This is a genomic window from Paraburkholderia sp. BGA-UO-ETr-F12, assembly GCF_059567945.1.
Map to the genome: position 1 here is coordinate 37212 of NZ_JCAQOZ010000061.1, position 26993 is coordinate 64204.

The following is a 26993-nucleotide window of genomic DNA, read 5'->3' on the forward strand; positions in this document are numbered from 1 at the left end:
TGACAATTTCGTTACGAACGGCTTTTGATTTTGTAATGAGTTGCAAGCGCCGCCGCGAACGCGCGGACGTAATACCTTGCGCGCGGCGTCAGCGGTCCACGAGGCTGCTGAGATTGCCGCGCACCCGTTGCAGCAGCGCGATGAGTTGCTTGGCTTCTTCGTCGGTAAAACCGTTCAGCGCTTCGAGCGCGACTTTATCGCCCACCTTGCGTGCTTTGCCGAGCGTGCGCTCGGCCTTCGGCGTCATGCTCACCTGACGCTCGCGACGGTCATTCGGATTGGCCGTGCGCTCGATCCAGCCGCCCTCTTCCATGCGGTCCAGCAGCCGCCCCGCCGAAATCGGCGCGACTTCGAGCAGGTCCGCGAGCCGCGCCTGGTTGACGTCGCCGTAGCGGGCGAGGTTGGCCAGCACACGGCACTGCGCGCGTGTCAGATCGACCGACGACTTCGCGAGATCGTCGAAACGCTTGCCTGTCAGGCGTCCGACGTCGGAAATCAGAAAGCCGAAGCGTTCTTCGAGTTGGATGGTCATGTGCGGATTATACGAAGGCTTTGGTTTGTCATCGTCGGAATGCGTGGCGAACGGGTACGCCACAGAAATAACGCGGAAACAAAGCGGGCGCAATTCAGGCTCCGCATAATTCCTGGTGGGCACCTGTGCCGACGGCCGATATACTAAGCATGCTTACTATATCGAAGATCCCCTCCCCCATGCCCTCCGATTCCACGCCGACGAGCGCCGCCGCCCCGCTCAACCGGCCGATGATCACGGTCTCGATCATGCTCGCGACGCTGATCCAGACGCTCGACAGCACGATCGCCAACGTCGCGCTGCCGCACATGCAGGGCACGCTGTCCGCGTCGCAGGACGAGATCACGTGGGTGCTGACCTCGTATATCGTCGCGGCCGCGATCGCCACGCCGCTGACGGGCTGGCTGTCCGACCGGCTGAGCGTCAAGCGGCTGCTGCTCTTCGCGATCGGCGGCTTCACGGTCGCCTCGGCGCTGTGCGGATTGTCGGAATCGCTGACGCAGATCGTGGCGTCGCGGTTGCTCCAGGGGATTTTCGGGGCCTCGCTGGTGCCGCTGTCGCAGTCGATCCTGCTTGACATCAATCCACGCGAAAAGCAGGGCCAGGCGATGGCGGTGTGGGGCATGGGCGTGATGGTCGGACCGATTCTCGGGCCGACGCTCGGCGGCTGGCTCACCGATAGCTACAACTGGCGCTGGGTGTTTTTCATCAACGTGCCGATCGGCGCGTTCGCGCTATTCGGCGTGGCCACCTTCCTGCCCGCGCGCGAACCGAAGCACGACGCGAAGTTCGACGCGTTCGGCTTTGCCACCCTGGGTCTCGCGATCGGCGCTCTGCAAGCGCTGCTCGACCGCGGCGAACAACTCGACTGGTTCGGCTCGAATGAGATCGTTATCGAAGCGTTGGTCGCGGCGATCAGCTTCGCGTTCTTTCTCGTGCATACGGCCACGGTCGGCAAAAAATCGTTCTTCAAATACGAGTTACTGAAGGACCCCAACTTCGCGACCGGCACGTTCTTCATCTTCGTGATCGGCGCCGTGATGTACGCGACGCGTGCGTTGCTGCCGCCGATGTTGCAGAACCTGATGAACTACCCGGTCGCAACCACGGGGCTTGTGACCGCGCCGAGCGGCGCGGGAACCATGGTTGCTATGCTGTTCGCCGGGCGGCTACTGAAGCGGATCGACGCGCGGCTGTTGCTGCTTGCCGGCTTCCTGATCTCCGCCTTCGCGCTGTGGCAGATGATGCATTACACGATCGTGCTGTCGGCCTCGGACATCGTCTGGCCTGGTGTGATTCAAGGCTTTGGCCTCGGCCTCGTATTCGTGCCGCTGAGCGCGTTGACCTTCTCGACGCTGACACCTGAACTGCGCGCGGATGGCACCGCGACGTACAGCCTGATGCGCAATATCGGCAGCAGTATCGGCATTTCGATCGTGCAGACGCTGATGACGCGCAACACGCAGGTCTCGCATGCGGACCTCGCCGCGAATATCACGCCGTTCAATCCGGCGATCCAGCCGATGCTCAATAGTGGATCGAACTACGACCTGGCGGTGTTGAACGCGTCGATCACGCAGCAGGCGTCGATGATCGCTTATCTGAACGACTTCAAACTGATGTTCATGGCTACGCTGCTGGTAATTCCGCTGCTGCTGTTGATCCGGCCGGCGCGCCACGCACCGGATACGTCGGTCGCGCACGCGGCGATGGACTGAACGCGAGGATCGGGTCAACGGATGCAGCGGCGCATTCGCGCCACGCTTAAACGATTCGCGTCGCGCTCACCCTTCGATTCTTCCGCGCGTCACGCCCAGCAATCCCGCCATCGCCTCGCGCGCCGCGTTCGCATCACGGTCGCGGATTGCTTCGAACACCGCCGTGTGTTCGGCCAGCGACGCATTGAACACGTCCGCACGTTTCGCATTCAGGCGAAGCTGCGCTTCCAGCGTGCGCTCGATCAGCGTGCCGAGCGGAATCAGCAATTCGTTGCTGCATGCCGTCAGCACGCTCAGATGAAACTGCAGATCGGCACGCACCCATTCGTCGACATTACGCGCCGCGACCATCGACGCGTGGGCCGCCGCCAGCGCATTAAAGGTGTTGTCCGTATGCGAGGCCGCGGCCAGACCCGCCGCGTACGGTTCGATCATCTCGCGCATTTCCTGCAACTTGAGCGCGAAGGCCATCGGCTCGGCAACCCGCGAGTACCAGTCGAGCACATCGGCATCCAGCAGATTCCATGCGTGTTTCGGCCGCACGCGCGTGCCGACTCGCGGACGCGATTCGATCAATCCTTTCGACGTAAGCGTGCGCAGCGCCTCGCGCAGCACCGTGCGGCTCACGCCGAAGGTGTCCATCAACTCCGCCTCGCGCGGCAGGATCGAGTCGGGCGCGTAGTCGCCGCGCAATATCGCGGTCGCCAGCAGATGGGCGACGCGCCCATGCAGATCGTGCTGAATAGCTTTCTCCCCTCAACCTCTCGGCGCTTTTGATATCGGACCTGAGCCCGCGATGGACCGCGATTATCCGGCATCCTGCCACTATTTGGCCAATAGTACTATTAATAGTACTTAAGCGCGCTTTTGTTGTAGCATGTGAATCCTCGAAATATTCCGCACACGCGGACGCCCAGCCCGCAAGGAGACGCACACCATGAAAATCACCAAGCTCGAAACCTTCATCGTTCCGCCGCGCTGGTGCTTCCTGAAGATCGAGACCGACGAAGGCATCATCGGCTGGGGCGAGCCGGTGGTCGAAGGCCGCGCGCACACGGTGGCGGCGGCGGTCGAGGAACTGTCCGACTATCTGATCGGCAAAGATCCGCTGCTGATCGAAGACCATTGGCAGGTGATGTATCGCGCGGGCTTCTACCGCGGCGGCCCAATCACCATGAGCGCGATCGCCGGTGTCGACCAGGCGTTGTGGGATATCAAGGGCAAGCATCATGGCGTGCCGATTCACGCGCTGCTGGGCGGCCAGGTGCGCGACAAGATCAAGGTGTATTCGTGGATCGGCGGCGATCGTCCGAGCGACGTCGCGGACAACGCGCGCGCCGTGGTCGAACGCGGCTTCAAGGCGGTGAAGATGAACGGCTCGGAAGAGCTGCAGATCATCGACACCTTCGACAAGGTGCAAGGCGTGATCAACAACGTCGCCGCGGTGCGCGAAGCAGTCGGGCCGAACATCGGCATCGGCGTGGACTTTCACGGCCGCGTGCATAAGCCGATGGCAAAGGTGCTGGCCAAGGAACTCGACCCGTACAAACTGCTCTTCATCGAAGAGCCGGTGCTGTCGGAAAACGCGGAAGCCCTGCGCGACATCGTCAATCAGACCAACACGCCGATCGCTTTGGGCGAACGCCTGTATTCGCGCTGGGACTTCAAGCACATCCTGTCGGGCGGCTACGTCGACATCATTCAGCCGGACGCGTCGCACGCGGGTGGGATTACCGAGTGCCGCAAGATCGCGTCGATGGCCGAGGCTTACGACGTCGCGCTCGCGCTGCACTGCCCGCTCGGTCCGATCGCCTTGGCCACCTGCCTGCAGATCGACGCCGTGAGCTACAACGCGTTCATCCAGGAACAGAGCTTGGGCATTCACTACAACCAGGGCAACGACCTGCTCGACTACATCAGGAACCCCGAAGTCTTCAAATACGAAGACGGCTTCGTGTCGATTCCGCAGGGCCCGGGCCTCGGCATCGAAGTGAACGAAGAGAAGGTGCGCGAGATGGCGAAGGTCGGCCACCGCTGGCGCAACCCGGTGTGGCGCCACGAGGACGGCAGCGTCGCGGAATGGTGATGGTGTAGTTGAACGCCGCCTGCGGGCGGCGTTTTCTTTGGCTCACCCGCCGCGCCGCCAGCAAAACCAATCAGAGGACACCCTACGTGGAGACAACCCACCTTCGAACGCACGCCACCGGCAAGCGCCACCGTCTGCTTGCGATGCTGTTCGTCACCGTCGTCATCACGTATCTCGACCGCAGCAATCTGTCGATCGCCGCGACCGCGATCGCTAAAGATCTGCAACTCGATCCGGCCCGTATGGGGCTGGTTTTCTCCGCATTCGGCTGGTCATACGCATTGCTGCAGATTCCCGGCGGCATGCTGGTCGACCGCACGCGGCCGCGGCTGCTGCTCGCGCTCGTCATCGGGCTGTGGTCGCTGGCGACGATTCTGCAAGGCTTCGCCGGCACGTTCGCGATCCTGCTGTCGTTGCGTGTGCTGCTCGGCGCACTGGAGGCGCCGGCCTATCCGACGCTGAATCGTGTCGTCACCACCTGGTTTCCCGACAGCGAACGGGCTCGCGCAATTGCCACCTACACGTCCGGTCAATATGTCGGGCTCGCGTTTCTCACACCGGCGCTCGTTCTTACCCAGCAGCATTTCGGCTGGCAGGGGGTATTTTTTCTGACCGGCGCGCTTGGTGTCGCGTGGGGTCTGGTCTGGTATGCGTTGTATCGCGAGCCGTCGGAAGCATCGGATGTGAATGAGGCTGAACTCGAGGCGATCCGCGCGGGTGGAGGGCTCGTCGAACTGGGCGACACGCGCCGCGCCCGCGCGCGTTATACGGCCGCCGACTGGCGCGCGGTACTCGGCAACCGCAAACTGTGGGGCGTGTATATCGGCCAGATCGCGGTGACCTCGACGCTGTGGTTTTTCCTGACGTGGTTTCCTACCTATCTCGTCAAATACCGGCACATGGATTTCCTGAAGGCCGGTTTCATGGCGGCCGTGCCGTTTCTCGCCGCATTCGTCGGCATTCTGAGTTCGGGACTGCTGTCGGACGGGATGATCAGGCGTGGCGTGTCGGCCACCGTCGCCCGCAAGGTGCCGATCGTGACGGGCTTGCTGCTGTCCACCGCGATCGTGGGTGCAAACTATGTCGAGACGCCGTCGATGGTGATCCTCTTCATGGCGATCGCTTTCTTCGGTAGCGGCTTTTCGTCGATCACGTGGGTTCTGGTGTCGTCGATGGCGAAGAAGGAGTTGCTCGGCCTCACCGGCGGCATGTTCAACCTGATGGGCAATCTGTCGTCGATCTGCGTGCCGATCGTGATCGGTCTCATTGTCCGAAACGACGACTTCAAGCCCGCGCTGGTGTTCATGAGCGCGGTCGGCCTGCTCGGCGCGCTGTCGTATCTGTTTCTGGTCGGCCGCATCGAACGGATTCGCTGAAGACCAGCCAGGCGCCTTTCAGAACGCTTTCCCGGCGCCTCGCGCGTCACGTCACGCGGCGTTACGTGGCGTGACGCGCGCGCCGTCGCAGTTACGTAACATCGCGGACCGAAACGCTCTGAAACCGCGTTTTCCGACTGTTCGCACGCTCCCGCCCACCTTGGGCAAAGCCTTATCCACAAAGGTTCTCACGCCGTATGTCCGGCAGCGGACATACACATGGCCCGCTCCTTGCTCAAATGTGTTCAAACAACACATGCAGCGGGGAACATCATGGGCGAATTCCTTCCAGACTATCTGATCCGAGAACAGGCTGCCGTTGGCGCGCTGGTGGTGTTCGGCGTGCTTCGCCTCGTCGGTGCAATGCTCGCCTATGAGCGCGGCTGGCGCATCTCCGTGGTCGAGAAATGCTTTATCGCGGCCGCGGTGTTGTACTGCCTGCCGCAACTGTTCGATTTGCTGACGCAGATGTACGGGTCGCGCGCCGCCGGCGCGGAGCTGGAAGGCAAGGCGGCGGGGTGCGCGATCGCGCTGTTCTGCGCGCCGATTGTCGGACACCGGCTCGGCCTCGAATAATCGTGCTGATCGAACGGATGCTCGCGATGCGGCCGGGAAAGCGGCCTGCAAGGCCCACCAAGCCTGCAAAACCCATCTACCGCGTCGGCGACGTCCTGACGCTCAAGTCCGGTGGACGCCGGATGACCGCCGCCTGGAGCGGGCCGGTACTGTTCGCGCCGGGTAACTGGCTGATCTGCCAGTGGTTCGGCGACGACGGCGAACTGCAACAGGAGATGTTTCCGGAAGAAACGCTGGAGCGGGTGCACAACGCACTCGCCGCCTGAAAGGGCAGCAGGACAGCACCAGGCAGTAACGGATCAGCCGGCCACCGCCGGGCGACCGTGTGTATTGCGCCGCACGCTCTTGCTGTGCGGCGCTTTTTTTGACCTCAGCCCAATGCGGCAAAGGCCGGCACGCTGTGCGCCAACGCGGCCGCCGCGACGAACACGCCGATTATCGCCAACGCTTCCAGATACAGCACGTTGACGAAGGTATGCGCGTCCATCGTCGAGGCTGTGCGGCGCAGGCGCGGCAGCGCGAGGAAACGGTTGAGGCCGCCGAGCACCAGCGCAAGCCCGACCAGCGTCAGCTTCAGCGTGAGCACGTGACCCCACGTGCTCATCTCGATCGCCTGGAACGAGCCGCCCGAACCGCGCACGCCATTGAAGATGCCGGTAAGCAGCACCAGTCCGACCGCCACAATCGATACGTTCGACACCTGCGTCGCCGTGCGGATCAACATCCCGCGGGCGGTCGAAGTGCCGAGCGCGGGCAATACCGAGAGCCCCGCCGCCATGGCCAGGCCGCCCCACACGCTCGTGACCAGCACATGCAGCGTCTGCATGGCGATCGGCGCCGACAGCGGACCGGCATCGGCCGCGTGCCCGAGCGACGCCTTGCCCGCCGCGATCACGATCACCGCGAACCACAGCAGCGCATTGCGCAACATGCCCGTATGACCGGCCATGGCGGTGCCCAGCAATAGCAGCGCGCCGGCGAACGCCACGCTCCAGCCATAGCCGACGTGGGTTTGCGTCAGGACGGTCGGCACCACGCCGATGGCCGACGGCAGCGCGACGCCGCTCATCGACGCCGCCTGATACAGCAGCCAGCCGAGATCCGCGAGCACCAGCACGACGGTGGCCGTCAGCATCGACCGTTGCGCGCGCAACCAGGCGGGGCGCGCAGGGTTGATCTTGGCCTGAGCGTCTTTAGCGAGCCACGCGCCGAGCAATGCCGATCCGACGGCAAACGCAAACGCGACATTCATGAGCGCGGCCATGGCGACCTGCCCGATCCACAGTCCGTCCATGCTCATTTGACGATGAACGCGAAGTTGCCTTGCGTGCGGTGGCCGTCCGTGGCAACCGCGGTCCATTGCACTGCGTAGCGGCCGGCCGTCAGTTGCGGCAGCGCCAGGTGCATCACCTTTGCATCACTTTTGTCGACTTGCGACGCAGCCGGCGCGGCGGGCTTGCCGCTCGCGTCGCTCAGTTCGATCCGGCTGAAAGCCGGCTCGAGCGGCTCGGTGAAATGGATCGTCACTTCAGTGGGGGCGGTCACTTCCGCGTTCGCCGCCGGCTCGCTCGAGATCAGATGCGCGTGAGCGAAAGCCGTCGACGTCACGACCAGCGTGGCGGCGCCGACCATCGACGCACGCAGCGCCAGGCGGGAAAAATTGAATAGCTTCATGTAAGGCCGATAGCTTGTGAAAAGTAAAACGGTGGACGTTGGGCTTAAGGGCACGGACGCCGGACAGAGGCCGGCGAGCCCGGAAGTGTACGCTTCGATGGCCGGTACGCGCGTCGGTTCAACCTGCTTTGTCAGGCCAACCGACCTGAACCGGGCGGGCGCCCGACCTCGTCCGGACAAAATCGAGACGGCCGGCCACTTACCACCTGACGGCGCCAGCGCGCGTCAAACTGTCGCATGGTTATCACACCAGGAACCTTCTCTAATGTGGCAAATAGTCACCATCACCCTTCGATGATAGAATGCTGCGTCGCCGCAGCGCCGGCTGCCCTTCACACCGAGCCGCTCGAAGTTCGGTCAGGTCCCCGATTTTGATGGAGTTACGCGTGTCTTCAAGACGCATTTTCCGCCCGCTGCTTGCCCTTCTGCTGATCGGCTCCGCGGGTGTCTATAGCGCTGCGAAAGCGCAGACTCAACCGAAGGCCCCCGATACGATGGAAGCGCGCGTGCAGGGCTGCACGGCCTGTCACGGCTCGCACGGCCAAGGTACCGACAACGATTACTTCCCGCGCCTGGCGGGCAAGCCGGCCGACTATCTGTACAACCAGTTGCAGAACTTCCGCGAAGGGCGCCGCAAGTATCCGCCCATGAACTACCTCGTCACGTATCTCTCTGACGACTACCTTCATCAGATCGCCACGTACTTCTCGCAGCAACGCCCGCCGTACCCGGCGCCGGCCAAGCCGACCGTGTCGGCGGCCATCGTTGCGCGCGGCCAGCAGATCGTGCTGCACGGCGACGCATCGAAACAGATTCCGGCCTGCGCGGCTTGCCACGGCAAGGCGTTGACCGGCATGGAGCCCGCAATTCCGGGTCTGGTCGGTCTGCATGCGGACTACATCAGCGCGCAGTTGGGTGCTTGGCGTTCGGGTTCGCGTCATGCCATCGCCCCTGATTGCATGCACACCATCGCCACCCGTCTGACCGATGACGACGTGAACGCCGTCGCGGCATGGCTTTCCACGCAAACGGCCCCACAAAACCCCGTGCCGGCTCCGGCCCGCTCGATGAAGACTCCGCTTGCCTGCGGCAGCGAACCGCAATAAGGCACCGGGAGAGACACTCAAATGAAACGCAAGTCTTTGTTCGCCCTCTCGGCTGTCGTCGTCGTTGCGGCTGCCGCACTCGTTCCCGTCCTCTGGTCGGGCGGCGACAACCTGCATAACGGCTCGGCGATGGCGGCAACGCCCGCCGACCAGGCCGCGCTGATCAAGAAGGGCGAGTACCTCGCCCGCGCCGGCGACTGTATCGCCTGCCACACGGTGCGCGGCGGCAAGCAGTTCGCTGGCGGCCTGCCCATGGCTACGCCGTTCGGCACGATGTTCACGCCGAACATCACGCCTGACGACCAGTACGGTATCGGCAAGTGGACGCAGGACGACTTCTACCGCGCGATGCACACGGGCCGTTCGAAAGACGGCAGCCTGCTGTATCCGGGCTTCCCGTTCACGAGCTACACGAAAGTCACGCGTGCCGACTCGGACGCGATCTACGCGTACCTGCGCTCGGTTACGCCGGTCAATGTGCCGAGCCGTCCGCACGAACTGAAATTCCCGTTCAACCAGCGCAACATGCTGATCGGCTGGCGCACGCTGTTCTTCCGCGAAGGCGAGTACAAGGCTGATCCGACCAAGTCGGTCGAATGGAATCGCGGCGCGTACCTGATCGAAGGCCTCGGCCACTGCGGCATGTGCCACACATCGATCAACGCCATGGGCGGCCCGGTCAGCTCGGCGGCATTCGCCGGCGGCCTGATCCCGCTGCAGAACTGGTATGCCCCGTCGTTGACGTCGAACAAGGAAGCCGGTCTCGGCGACTGGGAAACCAAAGACATCGCCGATCTGCTGAAGACCGGCGTGTCGAATCGCGGCGCGGTGTTCGGTCCGATGGCTGAAGTGGTTCACAACAGCCTGCAGTACATGTCGGACGAAGACATCAATGCGATGGCTACGTACCTGAAGACCATTCCGCAGAAGAGCGAGGCGCCGGAACCCCTGCAACTCGAAACGTCGGAAAAGTTCGGTGGCGAACTGTTGAAGCAAGGTCAGAAGATCTACGCTGACAACTGTGCGAAGTGTCACGCGGACAACGGCCTCGGCATGCCGCCGGCCTTCCCGCCGCTGGCGAACAACCAGTCGATCCAGATGCCGTCGGCGGTCAATCCGATCCGCATGGTGCTGAACGGCGGTTACCCGCCGAGCACCGATGCCAATCCGCATCCGTACGGCATGCCGCCGTTTGCCCAGGCACTGTCGAACACGGAAGTGGCCGCCGTCGTGACCTACATTCGTATGTCGTGGGGCAACCACGGTACGGCTGTGTCGCCGCAGCAAGTGTCCGATCTGCGCTCGGCGCCGCTCGACTAAGCAGCGTGTGATGCACCTGGGGCGCGGCCTGCGAATCACGCGGCCGCGCCCTTCGTTTTTTCAGGACCGGTATCATGTGGGGATAAACCCTTATGAACCGCGCAGGAGGAAAGAGCCGTGCATGTCGGTGAGCGTTTCAACAGCATTACCCATCTCGTCGGCGCCGTGCTGTCGGTGGTGGGACTGGCTACGCTCGTGACAATGGGCGCGCTCGCCGGCGACGCGTACAAGGTGGTGAGTTTCAGTGTCTACGGTGCAATGCTGTTCGTGCTGTATGCTATCTCGACGCTTTATCACAGCGTGCGCAATCCGCGGGTCAAAGCGGTCCTGCAGAAATGCGACCATTCGGCGATCTACCTGCTGATCGCCGGCAGTTACACCCCATTCACACTTGTTACGTTGCGTGGACCGTGGGGCTGGTCGCTATTCGGCGTAAGCTGGGGGCTTGCCGCTCTCGGCATCGTGCAGGAACTGACGCTCGGACGACGCACCCGCAGCGTTTCGATGGTGCTGTATGTATTGATGGGATGGCTCGCGCTCGTTGCCGTCCGCCCGCTGGTTGAAGCTTTACCGGCAGCGGGTACCGCCTGGCTCGTGGCCGGCGGGGTCATCTATAGTGCCGGTATCTACTTCTTCATCAACGACGAGCGCATCCGGCACGGACATGGTATCTGGCACCTGTTCGTACTGGCGGGCAGTCTGTGTCAATTCGTCAGTGTCGCGCGCTACGTCGCATGACATCCCACGGCGGCGAAATGCAACTTAAGGCCAGTCAACGTGTCTGCATAGCGCGTTGAAGCATTCGGCACGCGTATCGCGCGTGCCGCCGATTTCTCTGCGACCGGAACCGGGCTTTGGCCTCGAACGCGCCATGCGGGCGTGTTCATGCCGCGCCTGTACCCGCTTGGGTCCACGTGGTGCCGTCTGGTGCCGTTCGCGAAACTGCATTGCAAAGAGCATTTATGTCTTTTGATTCCCTCGGCTTGTCCGAACCGCTGGTCCGCGCTGTACACGAACTCGGCTACACCACCCCGACTCCGATCCAGACGCAAGCGATCCCCGCCGTGCTCAACGGCGGCGACCTGCTGGCCGGCGCACAGACCGGCACCGGCAAGACCGCCGGCTTCACGCTGCCGATCCTGCAGCGTCTGAACACGATGCCAGCCGTCACCTCGGCCTCGGGCAAGCGCGTCGTGCGCGCACTGATCCTCACGCCGACGCGCGAGCTGGCCGCCCAGGTCGAAGAAAGCGTGCGTGCTTATGGCAAGTATCTGAAGCTGAAGTCGACCGTGATGTTCGGCGGCGTCGGCATCAATCCGCAGATCGGCGCGCTGCGCAGCGGCGTGGACATCGTCGTCGCAACGCCGGGCCGTTTGCTCGACCACATGCAGCAGAAGACCATCGACCTGTCGCATCTCGAGATTCTGGTGCTCGACGAAGCCGACCGCATGCTCGACATGGGCTTCATCCACGACATCAAGCGCGTGCTTGCGAAGTTGCCGCCGAAGCGGCAGAACCTGCTGTTCTCGGCTACCTTCTCCGACGAGATCAAGACGCTCGCCGACAATCTGCTCGACTCGCCGGCGCTGATCGAAGTCGCGCGCCGCAACACGACGGCCGAGACGGTTGCGCAGAAGATTCACCCGGTCGACCGCGACAAGAAGCGTGAACTGCTCACGCACCTCATCAAGCAACACAACTGGTTCCAGGTGCTGGTGTTCACGCGTACCAAGCACGGCGCGAACCGCCTCGCCGAACAGTTGACGAAAGACAACATCAGTGCGCTGGCGATTCACGGCAACAAGAGTCAGTCGGCCCGTACTCGTGCGCTCGCCGAGTTCAAGGACGGCACGCTGCAAGTGCTGGTCGCGACCGACATCGCGGCGCGCGGCATCGATATCGATCAACTGCCGCACGTGGTCAACTACGATCTGCCGAATGTGCCGGAAGATTACGTGCACCGCATCGGCCGCACGGGCCGCGCCGGCGCGACGGGCGAGGCGATCTCGCTCGTGTGTGTCGACGAACTGCAACTGTTGAAGGACATCGAGAAGCTGATCAAGCGTCCGGTGCCGCAGGAAGTGATCGCCGGTTTCGAACCGGATCCGACCGCGAAGCCGGAGCCGATTCTGCGCCGTGGCCAGGGTGGCGGCGGCGGTGGCGGTCGTTCGCCGCGTCAGAGCCAGGGTGCGCCGAAGCGCGATGGCGGTAGGGGTGATGGTGTCAGGCGCGATGGCGCGTCGGCTGCCAAGCCGGCGCCACGCGCGGGCCAGCGTCCGGCGAATGGTCAGCAGCAACCGAAGCCGCAAGCTGCGAAGCCGGCAGGCAACGGCGGCCAGCCGCGCCGCGACGGCCAGCGCCACGACGCTCAGCCGCGTGCAGCGGCGCACGAAGGGGGCGCCGCGCAACACGCGCCGCGCAAGCCGCAAGGTGCAAAACCGCAAGGCGGCAACCCGGGTGCACTGCTAGGTGGCGCCAAGCCGCGCAACGACGCACCGCGCGGCGGTCAGCCGACTCGCAGCGGCCAACGCGGCCGTTAAGTTTCAGGCAATGCCTGCTCGCTAGCCCCGGTCCCCGACTAACGGCTAGCCGCAGCGGCAGCTTGCTTCAGGTGCTCGATCTGGCGTTCCCATCGATCGAGCACCGCCTTCCCTTCCCCTTGCAGCTCAAACGTAATGCCGCTTGTCAGGCGCGCATAACGCACGCTTTGCGCCCCCCCCGTGTCGATCGAGCCGCTGAGGTACACGAGGCCGCTGTCGTCGCCTGCCACGCCCGCTAGCGGCGTCAAGCGCAACTGCACCTGATAGAACGCTTCGTCGCAAACGAACGTCAGCGCTGCCCGTCCGCTTTGCGCAATCACGCGCGCCGCCCGCGCCTGTGGCCACAACGCGATGCAGAGCGAACGTGAATCAGGCGCGTACAACTCGCCGACGCCCAGCAGCGACGTGCGCACGTGGCCGTTCGCATCGACGGTGAGCAGCGCCGCGGTGAACCCCGTCTTGCTCGCCAGTGACGAGCCGTCGAACAGCGCGCGGACCGCGTCAGGCCATTCGTCGAACACATGCTGTTCGAGCGGGCGTTCGGGTGAAGGAAAATCGCTCATCGTATCGATCCGGTCTGAAACGGGTTACGGGGTTGCGCGGGTTGCTGGCGTTGCCACGATCAATCATGCCTCGAAAAACGAATGGCCCGCGCGAGCGGGCCATTCCTCTTCATCCATACGTCGCAAGCTCAGCCGAAGAACATCAACGGAAAAACACGTGCTGCGTGATCTTGGCGAGCGGGTAATGCACACCCGGCTGAATCCTGGCCGGAATGTCGAGCGGCTTGAGCAGCATTTTCACGCACATGTCCGCCGACAGATTGCGCCGCACCAGTGCGTTGATGCGCGCCGCGCGTTCGCGGTTATAGGCCGAATCATGCACCCGCTCCGGATATCGAATCGCAAAAACGTGACGCAACGCGATCTCCGAGTCTTCGTTCTTGATTTCCATCACACGACGCATCAACGCGCCGAGAACCGCAAGACGCCCATTTCCTTCGATCTTGTTGTACTTCTTGAAGTACTTGAAAAAGTGCTTGTAGTGACGGACCTCGTCGGTACGGATGTTGTCGGTGATCTGCTTGAGCACCGGCTCGTCCGAACATTCGCCGATCGCGCGATACAGCGTGGCGGTGCCCGTTTCCACCACACAGCGTGCAACCATTTCAAGCGCGCGGGTCTTCTCGAAGTCTTCGACCGAGCAGGTCAGCGAATACTCTTCCATGAAATTGCGGAACGCGGTGTCCCAGTCGAACTCCGGCCAGACGTAGGCGATATACGTCTTGAGCGCCCGGCCGTGCTGCATTTCTTCCGGTTCCCATTCCTGGTTGAGCCACGCCGAAACTTCCGGGTCGCCGTCGAAGAAGGTGCTCAGATTGCTGGTGTAAAGATCGGTACCACTTTCAATAAACGAAGCGGCGCACAACAGAAGCAGCAGGTCTTCGTTAGCTACCGCTTTCTGGCGATCTATGCGGGTCAGGTCGATATCCTCGATCCGCCAGGGCATCACATGGTTCAGCTCAGTGTGCATTGTGTCTTTGCTCCGAAAGCTGTATCGACTCGTGGAGCCCGCCCGGAACCGCCCGCTTGCAAGGACGGTCCGCCGTGTCAGATACAGCGCCTTGAATTAGAGTTAACCCCTTGTATCTTGCATCTTAGCCGGTGTTTAGCAACTCTGCAGATAACCCAGCACAGACCATGCCGGGCTCCCGCAGTTCCAGATTCACGGTAGTCGAATCCTTCGGTTGATTACAAGCGGGGCCCGCAAGGCGAAAAAAAGCCAGCTCGAAGAGCTGGCTTTGAGTTGACGCGGGTGCATGTCTGGCACGGCGACGCTTGCGGCAAGGCTCGCTGCGCAGCACAACGGCCGCCGGCCGAAGCGTCATGGCGTCATGCGAGCTTGACGCGTTCGAGCTGCCGGACGCGCCGCATACGCCACGCAACCACGACCAGCGACAAGCCCGACAGCACTGCGGCAATCAGCACGTAGTAACTTGGCGCAAGCTTGTCGCCAGTCAAGTGAATGAAGGTCTCCACAATCGTCGGCGCAAAGCCGCCGAAAATCGTCACGCCAATGCTGTAACCGATTGAAAGACCGGTGGAGCGCACCTGGGTCGGGAAGATCTCCGACATCAGCGCGGGCATCGGCCCGGAATAGGCCGCCTTGAAGATTCCGGCGGTGCCTTGCAGCAGAAGCAGCCAGCCGAGCGTCGGATGCGATTGCAGCAACGCAAACATCGGGTAGATCAGCACGCCCATCAGGATCGACGTCGTCAGCATGATGCGAATCCGGCCGGTGCGGTCGGACAATGCGCCCATCACCGGCGAGAGCAGGAACTGCAAGCCGCCGTTGAGCACCACCACGCCGAACGATGCCGCAGCCGGCATATGCAATTGCTTGACCGCGTACATCGGCATGTAGAGTTGCAGCACGTACACGCCGACCGTGGACTGCGCCACGATGCCCACCGCCAGCAACAGGTTCACCCATTGATTGCTGAACGAAGCGTCCTTTTCCCGAGGCAGCGCCTGACGCTTGCCGGCGGCCTGGCGCGCCGCCTCACCCGCTTCACGTTCTTTACGCAACGCGAGAAACTCCGGCGTCTCGTCGAGATGCGAACGGATGTAATAGCCCACCGGCCCGACCAGCAGACCGAACACGAACGGCAGGCGCCAGCCCCAGCTATTGAGTTGCTCGGGCGGCATCCACGCGGTCAGCAGCGATCCAAAGGCCGCCGCGGTGATTGCCGCGAGACCCTGGCTTGCGAACTGCCAACTCGCGTAGTAGCCGCGACGCGACGCGCTATGCTCGACCATGAAGGCCGTCGCGCTGCCGAACTCGCCACCCACTGCGAAACCTTGCACGAGCCGTGCAAGCAGAATCAACACGGGCGCCGCGAGACCGATCGACGCATACGGCGGCATCACGGCCATCGTGAAGGTGCCGACCATCATCAGCGCGATCGCGAGCGTGAGCGCCGCCTTGCGGCCCTTGCGGTCGCCGTACATGCCCAGCACGATGGCGCCCAACGGCCGCATCAGGAAAGAGATGCCGAAGGTTGCAATGGCGAGCAGCGTCGAGAGCCACTCGTCGTGCATCGGAAAGAACTGTTTCGCGATGATCGTCGCAAAGTAGCCATAGACCAGAAAGTCGAACCACTCGAGCGCATTGCCGACCGACGACGAAAACACGATACGCCGCACCATCGCTTTGGAAAGCTGCGCGGACGTGGAATGGGGGGAAGCTGTCACGGGTTGCGACGCGGGGGTGTTCATGATGTCTCCTGCCCTGCCTGATATTTGACGCGCTGCAAGCGCTCGTGGCGCTCGATGCCCGGCTGTCGCGCGCAGTCCATTGCGGTTGCGCGTGACGCCCTGCTTTAATTGCCTGATCGGTCCGCCTTCGACAATGCGACATGCATCGTCGACGGCGGCAACGAGACACGGCCGCCGCCCACGCGGCGCCGCGCTTCGCTTAAGTCGTTCAGAAGCCGGCTGCCAGCCCGTCGCGACGGCTATCGCTCGCCGCCACGTAGCCGCGCTCCGGATCGTTACGGTCGAGCTTCCAGATGTACTGGCCCGAGCCGAAGTCCATGTACGGATCGTCGACCGACTTGATCGTGTGGCCCAGCTTCTGCAACGCCTCGGCGGTCTTCGGATTGAGCGTCGATTCGATATCGATCGTGAAGTCCCGGTTGACCTTCCAGCGCGGTGCGTCGCAGGCGGCCTGCGGCTGCTGACCGTAGTCGAGCATCCGCACGATCGATTGCAGATGGCCTTGCGGCTGCATATCGCCGCCCATCACGCCGAAACTCATCACCGCCTCCTGCTTGCCGTCCACCTGCTGGGTGAGGAACGACGGGATGATGGTGTGGAACGGCCGCTTGCCGCCTTCCACCACGTTCGGCGACTTGGGGTCCATCGAGAAGCCGCAGCCGCGGTTCTGCATCGCGATGCCGCTGTCCGGCACCACGATGCCCGAGCCGAAGCCCATGTAGTTCGACTGAATGAAGCTGACCATCATGCCGCGCTCGTCCGCTACCGACATGTAGATCGTGCCGCCGGCCTTCGGCATGCCGAAGTCGAACTGCGTGGCCCGCTTGTGGTCGATCAGCTTCGCGCGCGACGTGAGGTACGCGTCGTCGAGCATCTGCTCCGGGGTGACGTCCATCGAACGCGGATCGGCAACGTAGCGGTAGACGTCGGCGAACGCCAGCTTCATCGCTTCGATCTGCAAATGCTGCGACTCGATGTTGTCGACAGCCAGTTCCTTCACGTCGAACTTTTCGAGGATGCCCAGCGCGATCAGCGCCGCGATGCCCTGGCCGTTTGGCGGAATCTCATGCACGGTGTAGCCGCGATAATCCTTGCCGATCGGCTCGACCCAATCCGCCTTGTAGTTGCGCAGATCGTCGAGGGTCAACGCACCGCCGCCTTCACGCGCAAACGCCGCGATCTGTTCGGCGATCTCGCCTTCGTAGTACGCGCGCGGGCCTTGTTCAGCCAGCTTGCGCAGCGTCTTCGCGTGACCGGGAAAGCGCACCAGTTCGCTCACTTCCGGCGCGCGGCCGCGCGGCATGAAGGTTTGCGCGAAGCCCGGCAGGTCCTTCAGTTCCGGTACCGCCGCCGCCCATTTATAAGCGACGATGCTCGCCACCGCATGACCGCGCTCGGCGATTTCGATCGCCGGCTCCATCAGAGCGGCGAACGGCAGCGAACCGAATTTCTGATGCAGCGCTTCCCAGCCGGCAATCACGCCGGGCACCGTCACTGCGTCCCAACCGCGCTTGGGTTGCTTCGCGAGACCATCTTCTTCGCCGTACTTGCGCTTGAAGTAATCGACATTCCACGCCGCCGGCGAGACGCCCGACGCATTCAGACCATGCAGTTTCTTGCCGTCCCATACCAGCGCGAACGCGTCGCCGCCAAGGCCGCACGACACCGGCTCAACCACCGTGATGGCCGCTGCCGCCGCGATCGCCGCGTCGACGGCATTGCCGCCTTTCCACAGCATCCGCAGCCCGGCTTGCGCGGCGAGCGGATGCGAAGTGGAAACGATGTTGCGCGCGAATACGGGCAGACGCGGCGTCGGATAGGGGTTTTGCCAGTTGAAGCCAGTCATGTCGAACACTCTCGAAAGCGTGGCCCGGCGTGTTCTTGAACGCCGGAAGCCATGGGAAACGGGTAAGACTCAGGTAACACGCGGGTAACACGCGGAACCTTGGATTGCAGCGCGATCCGGCACAAAAAACAAATTCATTTATCAAATGAATAAATGCACAAATGATCTGAATAGCTCGCTGCCGGGTCGCTGAGGATCCGAACCATGACGCACGAGTTGGCAGACAAGACGTGCGATGGTCTTACAATACGCTCACCCTCGTTCACGCATGACCCGTTTTCCGCCTCGACTTTTCGCGCTGTTGGCGGGGCATGCCGATAAAAGCCCACGACCCGAGACACATGACCCGAGACCCCCGCCTGACTCTCAACGCCCGGCAACAGGAACTGCTGGAGTGGGTGCAACGCGACGGCTTCGTGACCGTGGACGACCTCGCGGCCCACTTCGACGTGACGCCGCAGACGATCCGCCGCGATGTCAACTGGCTCGCCGACATGAACCTGCTGCGCCGTTATCACGGCGGCGCCAGTCTGCCGACCAGCTCCGAGAATGTCTCGTACACAGCGCGTCAACGGATGTTCCATGAAGAGAAGCGGCGCATCGCGGCGCTAGTGGCCACTCACATTCCCGACCAGGCGTCCCTCTTCATCAATCTCGGCACCACCACCGAGGAGGTCGCACGAGCGCTCAACCGGCATCGCGGCCTACGCGTGATCACCAACAATCTGAACGTCGCCAGCATGATGAGCGGCTATCCGGATTGCGAAGTGCTGGTGACGGGCGGGATCGTGCGGCCATGGGACAAGGGCATCGTCGGCGAACTGGCGATCGACTTTATCCGGCAGTTCAAGGTGGACTTCGCGATCATCGGCACATCGAGCATTGAAACGGACGGCACGCTGCGCGATTTCGACACCCGCGAAGTGCGCGTGGCCGAGGCGATCATCCAGCACGCGCGCACCGTGTTTCTCGCCGCCGACAACTCCAAGTTCGGCCGTCCGGCACTTGTCCGGCAGGGTCATCTCGACCAGATCGACGCGCTTTTCACCGACGCCGCGCCACCCGCCGAGATGAACGAAACGCTCGCCGCCGCCAACTGCCAGGTGTATGTCGCCGAATGATCCAGGTGTCTTCGGCCATGTTGCAGTGCACGCAAAACTTCGAGTGAAATCAAGGATCTGGCCGCTGCCCCAAACCGCCTGTGAGGGTCCCAATTGTCAAAGGGAAAATTTACTGGGGCCCCTTTGGTGTTTGTCTGGCGGTTGACTACACTCCAGTTCCCCAGCGTCCGTTCCGCGCTACGCGGCGCGCTGGCAGTGACCCTGTGTGTATGAGCCGTACCTCCCGCCTGATCCTCTAGCGGACTTCACTGGCATCGTGCCAGTCGCCGGCAAGGCCGTCCGCGTTAGCTTGACATGGAGAGAACGATGCTGAGTCCGCATGAATTCGCCACGTTGTTGCTCGTCAAGGACGCCCCCAATCAAGTCGACATGGAGCGAGATGAGCTCGATGCCCTGCTGGAACGCCAGTTGGTGCAGCTCGAACGGCTCGCATCGGGCAACGAACAATGGCGCGTGACTGAAAGCGGCGACAGCGCACTTCGTGCCATTAAACGTTTTTCGTAATACGCTGGCTTTTGAAGCGGCCGCCTGAACGGCCGCTTTGTTGTGCCTAATTCATTTACGCTGTAAATTGTCGCGACGGATCTTCAGCCCTCGCGCATGCCAAAAACGCTCTCCTCCGACGACATCCAGCAATTTCGCGAAGCCATGCGGCGTGTCGCTGAAAATGCGTTCGCCACCCGCGGCGCAGAAGGCGTGACGATGCGCGAACTGGCGAAGGAGCTGGGTTGCAGCGCGATGACGCCTTACCGCTATTTCCGCGACAAGGATGAAATTCTCGCGATGGTCCGCGCCGCGGCGTTCAACCGCTTTGCGGCGCGGCTCGAAGCCGTGGCGAAACAGGCCCCCTCGACCGACCGCTACGCACTCAGCGACGCCTACGTGGCATTTGCCTTCGACGAGCCGCACGCCTACCGTCTGATGTTCGATCTAGCCCAGCGGGACGAAGCCTACCCGGAACTCGCCGCCGCTTCGCAACGCGCCTGGCAGATGCTCGGGGCGCACTTCGAGAAGCTGGTTGCCGCGGGCATTCTGGAAGGCGATCCCTACCTGATCGGCTACGCCTACTGGGCGAGCTTGCACGGCTTCACCATGCTCGCGCTCGCCAATCAGTTGCCGCTGCCTCAGGCGCAACAGCCCGCCACAAGCAGCGCGCCGACACGCGAAGACGTGTTCGCGCAAATCCGCCGGATGTTGTGGCGCGGAGCTCAGCCTCAGCGCGGCTAGCCCGCACGCAAGGTCGGATCGCCCGCCGCGCGCCAACTCAACGCCCTGGCACGCTGATCGATGAAAAAGCTCACCCACTGATTACGCACCTGCGGATCGGTACTCGTCCCTTGTGCCGTATAGCGCTGCGCAAGCGACGTCTGGAACGCGCAGTAATCCTCTTTCGACAACTTGCCGCGCCGGTTCGCCACGTACGCATCGAACAGCGTCGTGTAGACGTTCTGCGCATCGTTGCCGTAGTCGACCGTTTGGGGACCGCACATCTGTTGCAACGACGCGAACGAAGGCGCGCCCATCGTCCCGTTCAAGCTCGGCGAACTGATGCACCCCGTCAGGAGTGCAACGCCACCGATCATCCAAAGTCCACGCATGAATTCACCTCGAAATGGCTCCTTTCGAGAGTATCGTCCGTGGCCGCGCGTTACGCCACCACCTTCGCCAGGCACTAGAGGAATACCCAAGAAAACCGAACTTTACTTTTTCGAATATGTTCATTAAAGTTCGAAAACGAACACTATCGGTTCGATAGTTTTTCCAAACCATTTCCGGATACGACGCAGGGGACACAGCAGGTGACGCAAGGCTCGAGATACGATTTGCTCGTCGTGGGCGGCGGGATCAACGGCGCAGGCATCGCACGCGATGCGGCGGGCCGCGGCCTGTCGGTGCTGCTCTGCGAACAGGACGATCTGGCCGCCCATACGTCGTCGGCCAGCACCAAGCTGATCCACGGCGGCCTGCGCTACCTTGAATACCGCGAATTCGGGCTGGTGCGCAAAGCGCTGCAGGAGCGCGAAACGCTGCTGCGCGCCGCGCCGCACATCATGTGGCCGCTGCGCTTCGTGATGCCGCACATGCCCGATCTGCGTCCGGCCTGGCTGATCCGCGCCGGCCTGTTCCTTTACGATCACCTGGCGAGGCGCGAACTGCTGCCTGGCTCGCGCGGCATCGTCATGCGCGATCATCCTGCCGGCGCGCCGCTGGTCGATTCGATCAAGCGCGGGTTCGTGTATTCGGATGGGTGGGTAAACGACGCGCGTCTGGTCGTGCTGAACGCGCTGGATGCGCAGGAACGGGGCGCCAAGATTCTCACGCGCACCAAACTGCTGAGCGCGGTGCGCGCCGGTGGCGAATGGCGCGCACAACTCAAGCGTGCGGACGGCACGATCCTCGACGTGCGCGCGGCCTCGATCGCAAATGCGGCCGGACCGTGGGTCGGCGAGTTGCTGCACGGCGCGCTCGGCCGCGAGGCGACCCACAGCGTGCGTCTCGTGAAAGGCAGCCATATCGTCACGCGCCGCCTGTTCGAGCACGATCACGCGTATATCTTCCAGAATCCGGACAAGCGGATCATCTTTGCGATTCCGTACGAACACGATTACACGCTGATCGGCACGACCGACCTCGAATATCGCGGCGACCCGTCGCAAGTCGCAATCAACGCCGAAGAAACACAGTACCTGTGCGATTCGATCAACCGCTACTTCAAGCAGAAGATCTCGCCGCAAGACGTGCGCTGGACCTACTCGGGCGTGCGTCCGCTGCTCGAGGAAGAAGGCGCCGACAACCCCTCGGCGGTCACGCGCGATTACTCGCTCGAACTCGACGCACCCGCGGGCGAAGCACCGCTTCTATCCGTGTTCGGCGGCAAGATCACGACGTTCCGCAAGCTGGCGGAAGAAGCCGTCGACAAACTCGCGCACGCGCTGCATAACGGCGCGCCTTCGTGGACGGCCGGTGTGCCGTTGCCCGGCGGCGATATCCCGCAAGCCAACTTCGAGCGCTTTCTCACCGGCTTTAAACAGCAGAATCCATGGTTGCCGGCCGATCTGGCCCACCGCCTCGCGCGTGCGTACGGCACGCGCGTCACGCATGTCATCGGCAATGCACGCTCGGTAGCGGACCTCGGCCGTGCGTTCGCGCCCGGTCTCCATGAAGCCGAGCTCGCCTATTTGCGCGATGTCGAATGGGCACGCAGCGCGCAGGATGTGCTCTGGCGCCGCTCGAAACTCGGCCTGCACGTCGAGCCCGGCACGCTCGATTCGATCACACACGACATCGACGCGTGGCTCGCCCGCGAGCCCTTCCGACAGAGTGCCTGACCGGGTCACTTACCCCCATCAACCGAATCGATTTTCACCCCTCGGCTACTGAGAAAGCCGGGACGCACAAACTCAAACTGTTGCAGCCCGCTTAAAACAATAAGCCGTTCCCGTCGCCGGTCAGCAGTCCGGCGATTCATAAAACGCATGGAGAAGAGACAATGCAGGATCAGTACATCCTCGCGCTTGACCAAGGCACCACCAGCTCGCGCGCGATGCTGTTCGACCGGCTCGGCAATGTCGTGTCGACCGCTCAGAAAGAATTCCAGCAAATCTATCCGCGTCCGGGCTGGGTCGAGCACGACCCGCAGGAAATCTGGTCGACCCAGGCCGGCGTCGCCGCCGAAGCCGTCACGCGTGCCGGCATGAACGGCACGTCGATCGCCGCGATCGGCATTACCAATCAGCGTGAAACCACCATCGTGTGGGATCGCGAGACCGGCCATCCGATCTATAACGCGATTGTCTGGCAGGACCGCCGGACCGCCGACTTCTGCGATCAACTCAAAGAGCAGGGTCTCGAAGAAAAAGTCCGCGCGAAAACCGGCCTGCCGATCGATTCGTATTTCTCGGCGACCAAGATCCGCTGGATTCTCGACAACGTCGAAGGCGCACGCGAAAAGGCCAAACAAGGCCGGCTCGCCTTCGGCACCGTGGATAGCTGGCTGGTGTGGAATTTCACCAAGGGCGGCCTGCACGTCACCGACGTGACCAACGCGTCGCGCACGATGCTGTTCAACATCCACACGCTGAAGTGGGACGACGAACTGCTCGAAGCGCTCGACATTCCGCGCAACATGCTGCCGGAAGTGCGTGCGTCGTCGGAAGTGTACGGGCCGACCAAGACCACCGTATTCGCCTCCAAGATTCCGCTCGCGGGCATCGCCGGCGACCAGCACGCGGCCCTGTTCGGCCAGATGTGCACGGAATCGGGCATGGTGAAGAACACCTACGGTACGGGTTGTTTCCTCGTGATGAACACCGGCGACAAGCCGATCGAATCGAAGAACAATCTCGTCACCACGATTGCCTGGCAGATCGGCGATCAGATCAACTACGCGCTCGAAGGCAGCATCTTCATCGGCGGCGCGGTGGTGCAATGGCTGCGCGACGGCCTGGGCATCATCAAGAACGCCGCTGAAATCGAAACGATGGCGCGCAGCGTGCCGCATTGCGATGGCGTGTATCTGGTGCCCGCCTTCGCCGGTCTCGGTGCGCCGCACTGGAACGCCCGGGCACGCGGCACGCTGTTCGGCGTGACGCGTGGCACGAGTTCGGCGCATATCGCCCGCGCCGCGCTCGATTCGATCGCCTATCAATCGCTCGACGTGCTCAAGGCGATGGAAGCCGATTCAGGTATTCGCATCGGCGAATTGCGGGTGGACGGCGGCGCTTGCGCGAACAATCTGCTGATGCAATTCCAGGCGGACATTCTCGGTGTCGACGCAGTACGGCCGAAGGTATCGGAAACCACCGCATTGGGCGCGGCGTATCTGGCCGGTCTCGCGGTGGGCTACTGGAAAGACGTGAACGAACTGCAAAGCCAATGGGCGCTCGACCGCCGCTTCACACCTGCCCTGCCGCATGCCGAGGTCAAGGAATGCCTCGACGGCTGGCAGCGCGCGATTCGCGCGGCGAAGGCCTGGGCCGATACGCCCTGATCCGGAATTCACCCAAGACCTCTTGATATAACGAAGCCGCCTGTCCCGCGGCTTCCCTGATAACTATATTTCGGATAACCAACCATGTCTCCTTACATTGCGGAATTTATCGGTACCGCGCTGCTGGTGCTGCTCGGCAACGGCGCGGTCGCCAATGTGCTGCTTGCCCGCACCAAAGGCAAAGGCGCGGATCTGATCGTGATCGTGATGGGCTGGGCGATGGCCGTGTTCATCGCCGTATAGAGGGTCGGCCGGGATTCGTAAAATTTTCGCCAAAACGCCGTCAACCCGTTGTTGCGCAAGGGAATTCGCGCTAACGACGCACGCATCGAATGCGAACCCTCATGCGTGATCGGGGCCGTGCGCGCTATGTCGTTATTGACGATCAGCTCTGGCCTGCACATCGGTGGCCCTCGTGATCGGTAACGCGATGAACTCGCGCTCCCGCACCTGCCCATAGGCGTCAGAGGGCCGCTTGCGAACTGATCTTGCCATGACGCATGAGACGGTATTCATGCCAGATCAATAACATAACGAACAGGTCGAGAACCGTCAGTACAACCAGACCAAAGGAGTGGGTATAGGAAAAACGATATCCTTGATAAATAATGAATAGACCCAATACAACGAGAGACGCCGGATATGCCCACAATTTATTCCTGAGAAGACCGATAACCAGAAAGACCTTAATGATTCCATGACTTAAAAGATAGAACGCGTAAAAATGCTGGCTACTTACAGAAAAATGAGTAGCGAAAGTAAGTAGGTGGGTTGCAATAAAATCTTTCGGGTCTTCGACGAGTTCTTCTTGCGTGAGCGTGTTAACCAACGCCAGTATTGTGCTCTTGTCACCGAAGGCCAACGCGAGACCGCCAATACATTCGATCAATGCGTGAGCACCCTTAAGAATTAGGCTGACGGAAAAAATCCGGTGGATTCGATTTTCGTTCATAAATTTTATCCTTTTATCAACGAGATCCGGCTGCAATCGCGGGGGCGCCGGCTCCGGAAGCAATGGAGCAGAAAAATCCATTTAAACCATCCTGCTATAGAGCCACAATAAAAATTGCCGGGTCCTATTCATCTAATTCATTCAGGGAAGGCTATTGTCGATCGGCCCGCTGGCGGATATTGGCAGCTGTCGCGACCGGCAACGCGATGAAATCGCGCTCCTGCATCTCCCCGTAGATCCTCAGGAACGGCAGGTACAGTTCCACAATCCACTCTTCCCCGTCTTTACGGCCCGCGTAGGGATGGAGGATTTCGCCGTCTGCCCGGCACCGGTCGAAACGCAGAACGCCCTTGTACGGGTACCGGTTATCGGGATCTTTGTAGCGCACCTTCATCATGTGCGTGACGACCTCATGCGGGAAACCCGGGTGCCCGGAGGTTTCATGTTCGTGGACGGCAGCCCTGATCGCCTCTTCCTCCGTCCGATGACAGGCCGCGATTTCATGCTCGTCGAACACCACCTCCTTCGCAATATAGGGCGGTCCGCTATACCAGTGGGGATCGTCCCGATCAAGCTGGATGGCAACGATGATCCGCGTGCCGACATCAGTGCAGCGCCACCAGAAACCCGCGATGCCCATGAATTCAAGGCCGATATGGAAATCCGAATGCTTCATGCGGGTCCCGGCGAAGTGGGTGGAGGCTGAACGGCATCGGCTTGTGCCGGACGGAGTGGATCCGGTTCATTGACTGTTTGCGCATGCCGTCGGTCGTCTTCCGCGTGCAGATAAATGCCGGTGGTCTCGATCGACGCGTGCCGCAGGTTCTTCTGGATGAAGCGCAGATCGGTGCCGGCGTCTGCCTGATGCGAGGCCGCACTGTGGCGAAGCCAGTGCGTCGACGCGCGATGCAGCGTGGCCGCACCGACCGGATTAGTGGATTCAAGCGCGTCCGCTGCGCGCCGGAACACTTCCTTCACGATCAGATAGATCGCCGCCGGTGTCAGGTGCCGCGCGTCGTTGCCGGCGATACTCATCACCGCCGGACCGCCTTCGCTCGCCGATGGCGCGGGCGGCAGGCCGTGAAAGCCCCGGTACCGCGCAAAGTCGGCCATCAATGCGTCGCTGACGGGCACCTCGCCTTCACCGCCGCCCTTGCCCACGACGTGCAGCCACCATTTTCCCCGACGCTGATAGAAGTCGGCCGCCTTCGCGTTCGCAGCTTCCGAGACACGCAGTGCGGTGTGATACAGCAGGCGAATCAGCCAGCGGCTGCGCTCGTAGTGCTGCTCGTCGCGTTCCGTCAGGCGCGGCCACTGCTCGAGACTCACGAGCACGTGATCCCACAGCGCGTGATCAAGGTAGCGCTCGACCCGGCGAGATCGCCTGGCTGAAGTCGTACGCCCACGGCGCAGCGCGAGCGGATTGCCAGCCAGATAGCCGGCGCTGACCAGGTACGTCATGAGACCCGAGAGGATGCCCAGCGCCTGATGCTGGCTGCGCTCCGATAGCGGCCCGTCGAACAGCCGCCGTGCGCGGCCTCGCCTCGGCAGCGCCGGATCGGCCCAGTCGCCGGTCGGCGCCGCGAGAAAACGCTCATACAGCAGGAAGTCTTCGCGCGTGAGGCTCGACAGTGGCCTGTCGAGCATCTGCGTGGCCCAGAGCAGCAGGCGCACCGCCTCCTTGCGATAACTGCGCAGCGTATGCGGCGATGCGCTGTATTCGGCCAGCCACAAGCGCACGGCCTCGATATCGGTGTCGGCGGCGATCTGTTTGTGCCGACCGTTCGCGCGGTTGGTGCCAACGCTACCGTCGAGCACGGTCGGCAGCACCATAGCGAGGACAGGTTCGGCGGGCGCAACGGCGACGTTCATGGTGTG

26 protein-coding genes and 1 pseudogene are annotated in these 26993 nt (G+C 62.4%); 15 read left to right on the plus strand and 12 right to left on the minus strand.

Annotation, left to right across the window (positions count from 1 at the left end):
- Positions 1–88: 88 nt before the first annotated feature.
- Complete coding sequence (locus AC57B6_RS29350; protein ID WP_496422684.1) at positions 89–532, minus strand: MarR family winged helix-turn-helix transcriptional regulator; 444 nt, start codon at positions 530–532, stop codon at positions 89–91.
- A 179-nt stretch (positions 533–711) separates the two neighbouring features.
- On the opposite strand from AC57B6_RS29350, the gene AC57B6_RS29355 reads away from it, so the two are divergent.
- Entirely contained in the window at positions 712–2250 is a 1539-nt protein-coding gene (locus AC57B6_RS29355; protein ID WP_028196339.1) for a DHA2 family efflux MFS transporter permease subunit, read from the plus strand.
- Positions 2251–2316: 66 nt separating this feature from the next.
- On the opposite strand, the gene AC57B6_RS29360 is transcribed toward AC57B6_RS29355, so the two are convergent.
- A complete protein-coding gene (locus AC57B6_RS29360; RefSeq protein ID WP_028196340.1) occupies positions 2317–2994 on the minus strand; it encodes a FadR/GntR family transcriptional regulator in 678 nt (225 codons plus the stop codon).
- Between the two features lie 193 nt (positions 2995–3187).
- On the opposite strand from AC57B6_RS29360, the gene dgoD reads away from it, so the two are divergent.
- The 4 genes from dgoD (at position 3188) to AC57B6_RS29380 (ending at position 6554) form a co-directional block, all read left to right on the plus strand.
- Positions 3188–4336 (plus strand): galactonate dehydratase, encoded by a 1149-nt coding sequence (gene dgoD, locus AC57B6_RS29365; protein ID WP_496422685.1) that lies wholly within the window; start codon positions 3188–3190, stop codon positions 4334–4336.
- Between the two features lie 143 nt (positions 4337–4479).
- The gene (locus AC57B6_RS29370; RefSeq protein WP_496422704.1) at positions 4480–5712 is read left to right on the plus strand and encodes an MFS transporter; all 1233 of its coding nucleotides are present in this window, start codon (positions 4480–4482) and stop codon (positions 5710–5712) included.
- A gap of 273 nt (positions 5713–5985) precedes the next feature.
- Positions 5986–6288, plus strand: a complete 303-nt coding sequence (locus tag AC57B6_RS29375; RefSeq protein WP_028196343.1) for a hypothetical protein — start codon at positions 5986–5988, stop codon at positions 6286–6288.
- 2 nt (positions 6289–6290) lie between these two features.
- On the plus strand, positions 6291–6554 hold the full coding sequence (locus AC57B6_RS29380) for a YodC family protein (protein ID WP_370689572.1): 264 nt from the start codon (positions 6291–6293) through the stop codon (positions 6552–6554).
- Positions 6555–6658: 104 nt separating this feature from the next.
- Here the strand turns inward: AC57B6_RS29380 and AC57B6_RS29385 are convergent, their stop codons facing one another.
- Together AC57B6_RS29385 and copC are read right to left on the minus strand one after the other, a co-directional pair.
- Positions 6659–7588 carry a CopD family protein gene (locus AC57B6_RS29385; protein ID WP_030101005.1) on the minus strand — a complete coding sequence of 310 codons (930 nt, stop codon included), beginning with the start codon at positions 7586–7588 and terminating at the stop codon, positions 6659–6661.
- Positions 7585–7962, minus strand: a complete 378-nt coding sequence (copC, locus tag AC57B6_RS29390; RefSeq protein ID WP_028196345.1) for a copper homeostasis periplasmic binding protein CopC — start codon at positions 7960–7962, stop codon at positions 7585–7587. The genes AC57B6_RS29385 and copC overlap by 4 nt, the downstream gene beginning before the upstream one ends.
- 374 nt (positions 7963–8336) lie before the next feature.
- Here copC and AC57B6_RS29395 point away from each other — a divergent pair, with 374 nt between their 5' ends.
- The 4 genes from AC57B6_RS29395 to AC57B6_RS29410 all read left to right on the plus strand — a co-directional run bounded on the left by AC57B6_RS29395 (position 8337) and on the right by AC57B6_RS29410 (position 12928).
- Positions 8337–9068, plus strand: coding sequence for a c-type cytochrome (locus AC57B6_RS29395; RefSeq protein WP_035519891.1), 732 nt, complete (start codon positions 8337–8339; stop codon positions 9066–9068).
- A 21-nt stretch (positions 9069–9089) separates the two neighbouring features.
- Positions 9090–10388, plus strand: coding sequence for a c-type cytochrome (locus AC57B6_RS29400; RefSeq protein ID WP_030101003.1), 1299 nt, complete (start codon positions 9090–9092; stop codon positions 10386–10388).
- A gap of 117 nt (positions 10389–10505) precedes the next feature.
- Positions 10506–11126 (plus strand): PAQR family membrane homeostasis protein TrhA, encoded by a 621-nt coding sequence (trhA, locus tag AC57B6_RS29405; RefSeq protein WP_028196348.1) that lies wholly within the window; start codon positions 10506–10508, stop codon positions 11124–11126.
- 224 nt (positions 11127–11350) lie between these two features.
- Complete coding sequence (locus AC57B6_RS29410) at positions 11351–12928, plus strand: DEAD/DEAH box helicase (protein ID WP_028196349.1); 1578 nt, start codon at positions 11351–11353, stop codon at positions 12926–12928.
- A gap of 38 nt (positions 12929–12966) precedes the next feature.
- Here the strand turns inward: AC57B6_RS29410 and AC57B6_RS29415 are convergent, their stop codons facing one another.
- The 4 genes from AC57B6_RS29415 to ggt form a co-directional block, all read right to left on the minus strand.
- Positions 12967–13491, minus strand: a complete 525-nt coding sequence (locus tag AC57B6_RS29415) for a pyridoxamine 5'-phosphate oxidase family protein (protein ID WP_144193304.1) — start codon at positions 13489–13491, stop codon at positions 12967–12969.
- Between the two features lie 142 nt (positions 13492–13633).
- Complete coding sequence (locus AC57B6_RS29420; RefSeq protein WP_028196351.1) at positions 13634–14461, minus strand: ferritin-like domain-containing protein; 828 nt, start codon at positions 14459–14461, stop codon at positions 13634–13636.
- 359 nt (positions 14462–14820) lie between these two features.
- The gene (locus AC57B6_RS29425) at positions 14821–16206 is read right to left on the minus strand and encodes an MFS transporter (RefSeq protein WP_496422686.1); all 1386 of its coding nucleotides are present in this window, start codon (positions 16204–16206) and stop codon (positions 14821–14823) included.
- A gap of 208 nt (positions 16207–16414) precedes the next feature.
- Positions 16415–18052, minus strand: coding sequence for a gamma-glutamyltransferase (gene ggt / locus AC57B6_RS29430; RefSeq protein ID WP_046567792.1), 1638 nt, complete (start codon positions 18050–18052; stop codon positions 16415–16417).
- A 341-nt stretch (positions 18053–18393) separates the two neighbouring features.
- Here ggt and AC57B6_RS29435 point away from each other — a divergent pair, with 341 nt between their 5' ends.
- From AC57B6_RS29435 to AC57B6_RS29445, 3 genes are all read left to right on the plus strand, one after another.
- Positions 18394–19173 (plus strand): DeoR/GlpR family DNA-binding transcription regulator, encoded by a 780-nt coding sequence (locus tag AC57B6_RS29435; protein ID WP_028196354.1) that lies wholly within the window; start codon positions 18394–18396, stop codon positions 19171–19173.
- 306 nt (positions 19174–19479) lie between these two features.
- Entirely contained in the window at positions 19480–19677 is a 198-nt protein-coding gene (locus AC57B6_RS29440) for a hypothetical protein (protein WP_028196355.1), read from the plus strand.
- 96 nt (positions 19678–19773) lie between these two features.
- Positions 19774–20400, plus strand: a complete 627-nt coding sequence (locus tag AC57B6_RS29445) for a TetR/AcrR family transcriptional regulator (protein WP_046567790.1) — start codon at positions 19774–19776, stop codon at positions 20398–20400.
- Here AC57B6_RS29445 and AC57B6_RS29450 read toward each other — a convergent pair.
- Positions 20397–20771, minus strand: a complete 375-nt coding sequence (locus AC57B6_RS29450; RefSeq protein WP_028196357.1) for a hypothetical protein — start codon at positions 20769–20771, stop codon at positions 20397–20399. The two genes, AC57B6_RS29445 and AC57B6_RS29450, sit on opposite strands and share 4 nt — an antisense overlap.
- A gap of 201 nt (positions 20772–20972) precedes the next feature.
- Between AC57B6_RS29450 and glpD the strand changes: the two genes are divergently transcribed.
- The 3 genes and pseudogenes from glpD to AC57B6_RS29465 all read left to right on the plus strand — a co-directional run.
- A complete protein-coding gene (gene glpD / locus AC57B6_RS29455; protein ID WP_028196358.1) occupies positions 20973–22502 on the plus strand; it encodes a glycerol-3-phosphate dehydrogenase in 1530 nt (509 codons plus the stop codon).
- A gap of 161 nt (positions 22503–22663) precedes the next feature.
- Positions 22664–24163: a glycerol kinase GlpK gene (glpK, locus tag AC57B6_RS29460; RefSeq protein ID WP_028196359.1), complete on the plus strand. Its 1500-nt coding sequence runs from the start codon at positions 22664–22666 to the stop codon at positions 24161–24163.
- 84 nt (positions 24164–24247) lie between these two features.
- Positions 24248–24403 (plus strand): annotated as a pseudogene (locus AC57B6_RS29465) (aquaporin family protein); the annotation flags it as partial.
- A 223-nt stretch (positions 24404–24626) separates the two neighbouring features.
- Here AC57B6_RS29465 and AC57B6_RS29470 read toward each other — a convergent pair.
- The 3 genes from AC57B6_RS29470 to AC57B6_RS29480 form a co-directional block, all read right to left on the minus strand.
- A complete protein-coding gene (locus AC57B6_RS29470; RefSeq protein ID WP_208647899.1) occupies positions 24627–25196 on the minus strand; it encodes a DUF2127 domain-containing protein in 570 nt (189 codons plus the stop codon).
- Between the two features lie 70 nt (positions 25197–25266).
- Positions 25267–25791: a hypothetical protein gene (locus AC57B6_RS29475; protein ID WP_106356947.1), complete on the minus strand. Its 525-nt coding sequence runs from the start codon at positions 25789–25791 to the stop codon at positions 25267–25269.
- Positions 25788–26987, minus strand: coding sequence for a tyrosine-type recombinase/integrase (locus AC57B6_RS29480; RefSeq protein WP_496422687.1), 1200 nt, complete (start codon positions 26985–26987; stop codon positions 25788–25790). Before AC57B6_RS29480 ends, AC57B6_RS29475 begins: the two co-directional genes overlap by 4 nt.
- Positions 26988–26993: the final 6 nt, after the last annotated feature.

Coding starts and splice junctions, on each gene's coding strand:
- AC57B6_RS29350 (WP_496422684.1), bottom strand. CDS start 532: ATGACCATCCAACTCGAAGAACGCTTCGGCTTTCTGATTTCCGACGTC.
- AC57B6_RS29355 (WP_028196339.1), top strand. CDS start 712: ATGCCCTCCGATTCCACGCCGACGAGCGCCGCCGCCCCGCTCAACCGG.
- dgoD (WP_496422685.1), top strand. CDS start 3,188: ATGAAAATCACCAAGCTCGAAACCTTCATCGTTCCGCCGCGCTGGTGC.
- AC57B6_RS29370 (WP_496422704.1), top strand. CDS start 4,480: ATGCTGTTCGTCACCGTCGTCATCACGTATCTCGACCGCAGCAATCTG.
- AC57B6_RS29375 (WP_028196343.1), top strand. CDS start 5,986: ATGGGCGAATTCCTTCCAGACTATCTGATCCGAGAACAGGCTGCCGTT.
- AC57B6_RS29385 (WP_030101005.1), bottom strand. CDS start 7,588: ATGAGCATGGACGGACTGTGGATCGGGCAGGTCGCCATGGCCGCGCTC.
- copC (WP_028196345.1), bottom strand. CDS start 7,962: ATGAAGCTATTCAATTTTTCCCGCCTGGCGCTGCGTGCGTCGATGGTC.
- AC57B6_RS29395 (WP_035519891.1), top strand. CDS start 8,337: ATGGAGTTACGCGTGTCTTCAAGACGCATTTTCCGCCCGCTGCTTGCC.
- AC57B6_RS29400 (WP_030101003.1), top strand. CDS start 9,090: ATGAAACGCAAGTCTTTGTTCGCCCTCTCGGCTGTCGTCGTCGTTGCG.
- AC57B6_RS29410 (WP_028196349.1), top strand. CDS start 11,351: ATGTCTTTTGATTCCCTCGGCTTGTCCGAACCGCTGGTCCGCGCTGTA.
- AC57B6_RS29415 (WP_144193304.1), bottom strand. CDS start 13,491: ATGAGCGATTTTCCTTCACCCGAACGCCCGCTCGAACAGCATGTGTTC.
- AC57B6_RS29420 (WP_028196351.1), bottom strand. CDS start 14,461: ATGCACACTGAGCTGAACCATGTGATGCCCTGGCGGATCGAGGATATC.
- AC57B6_RS29425 (WP_496422686.1), bottom strand. CDS start 16,206: ATGAACACCCCCGCGTCGCAACCCGTGACAGCTTCCCCCCATTCCACG.
- ggt (WP_046567792.1), bottom strand. CDS start 18,052: ATGACTGGCTTCAACTGGCAAAACCCCTATCCGACGCCGCGTCTGCCC.
- AC57B6_RS29435 (WP_028196354.1), top strand. CDS start 18,394: ATGACCCGAGACCCCCGCCTGACTCTCAACGCCCGGCAACAGGAACTG.
- AC57B6_RS29440 (WP_028196355.1), top strand. CDS start 19,480: ATGCTGAGTCCGCATGAATTCGCCACGTTGTTGCTCGTCAAGGACGCC.
- AC57B6_RS29445 (WP_046567790.1), top strand. CDS start 19,774: ATGCCAAAAACGCTCTCCTCCGACGACATCCAGCAATTTCGCGAAGCC.
- AC57B6_RS29450 (WP_028196357.1), bottom strand. CDS start 20,771: ATGCGTGGACTTTGGATGATCGGTGGCGTTGCACTCCTGACGGGGTGC.
- glpK (WP_028196359.1), top strand. CDS start 22,664: ATGCAGGATCAGTACATCCTCGCGCTTGACCAAGGCACCACCAGCTCG.
- AC57B6_RS29470 (WP_208647899.1), bottom strand. CDS start 25,196: ATGGATTTTTCTGCTCCATTGCTTCCGGAGCCGGCGCCCCCGCGATTG.
- AC57B6_RS29475 (WP_106356947.1), bottom strand. CDS start 25,791: ATGAAGCATTCGGATTTCCATATCGGCCTTGAATTCATGGGCATCGCG.
- AC57B6_RS29480 (WP_496422687.1), bottom strand. CDS start 26,987: ATGAACGTCGCCGTTGCGCCCGCCGAACCTGTCCTCGCTATGGTGCTG.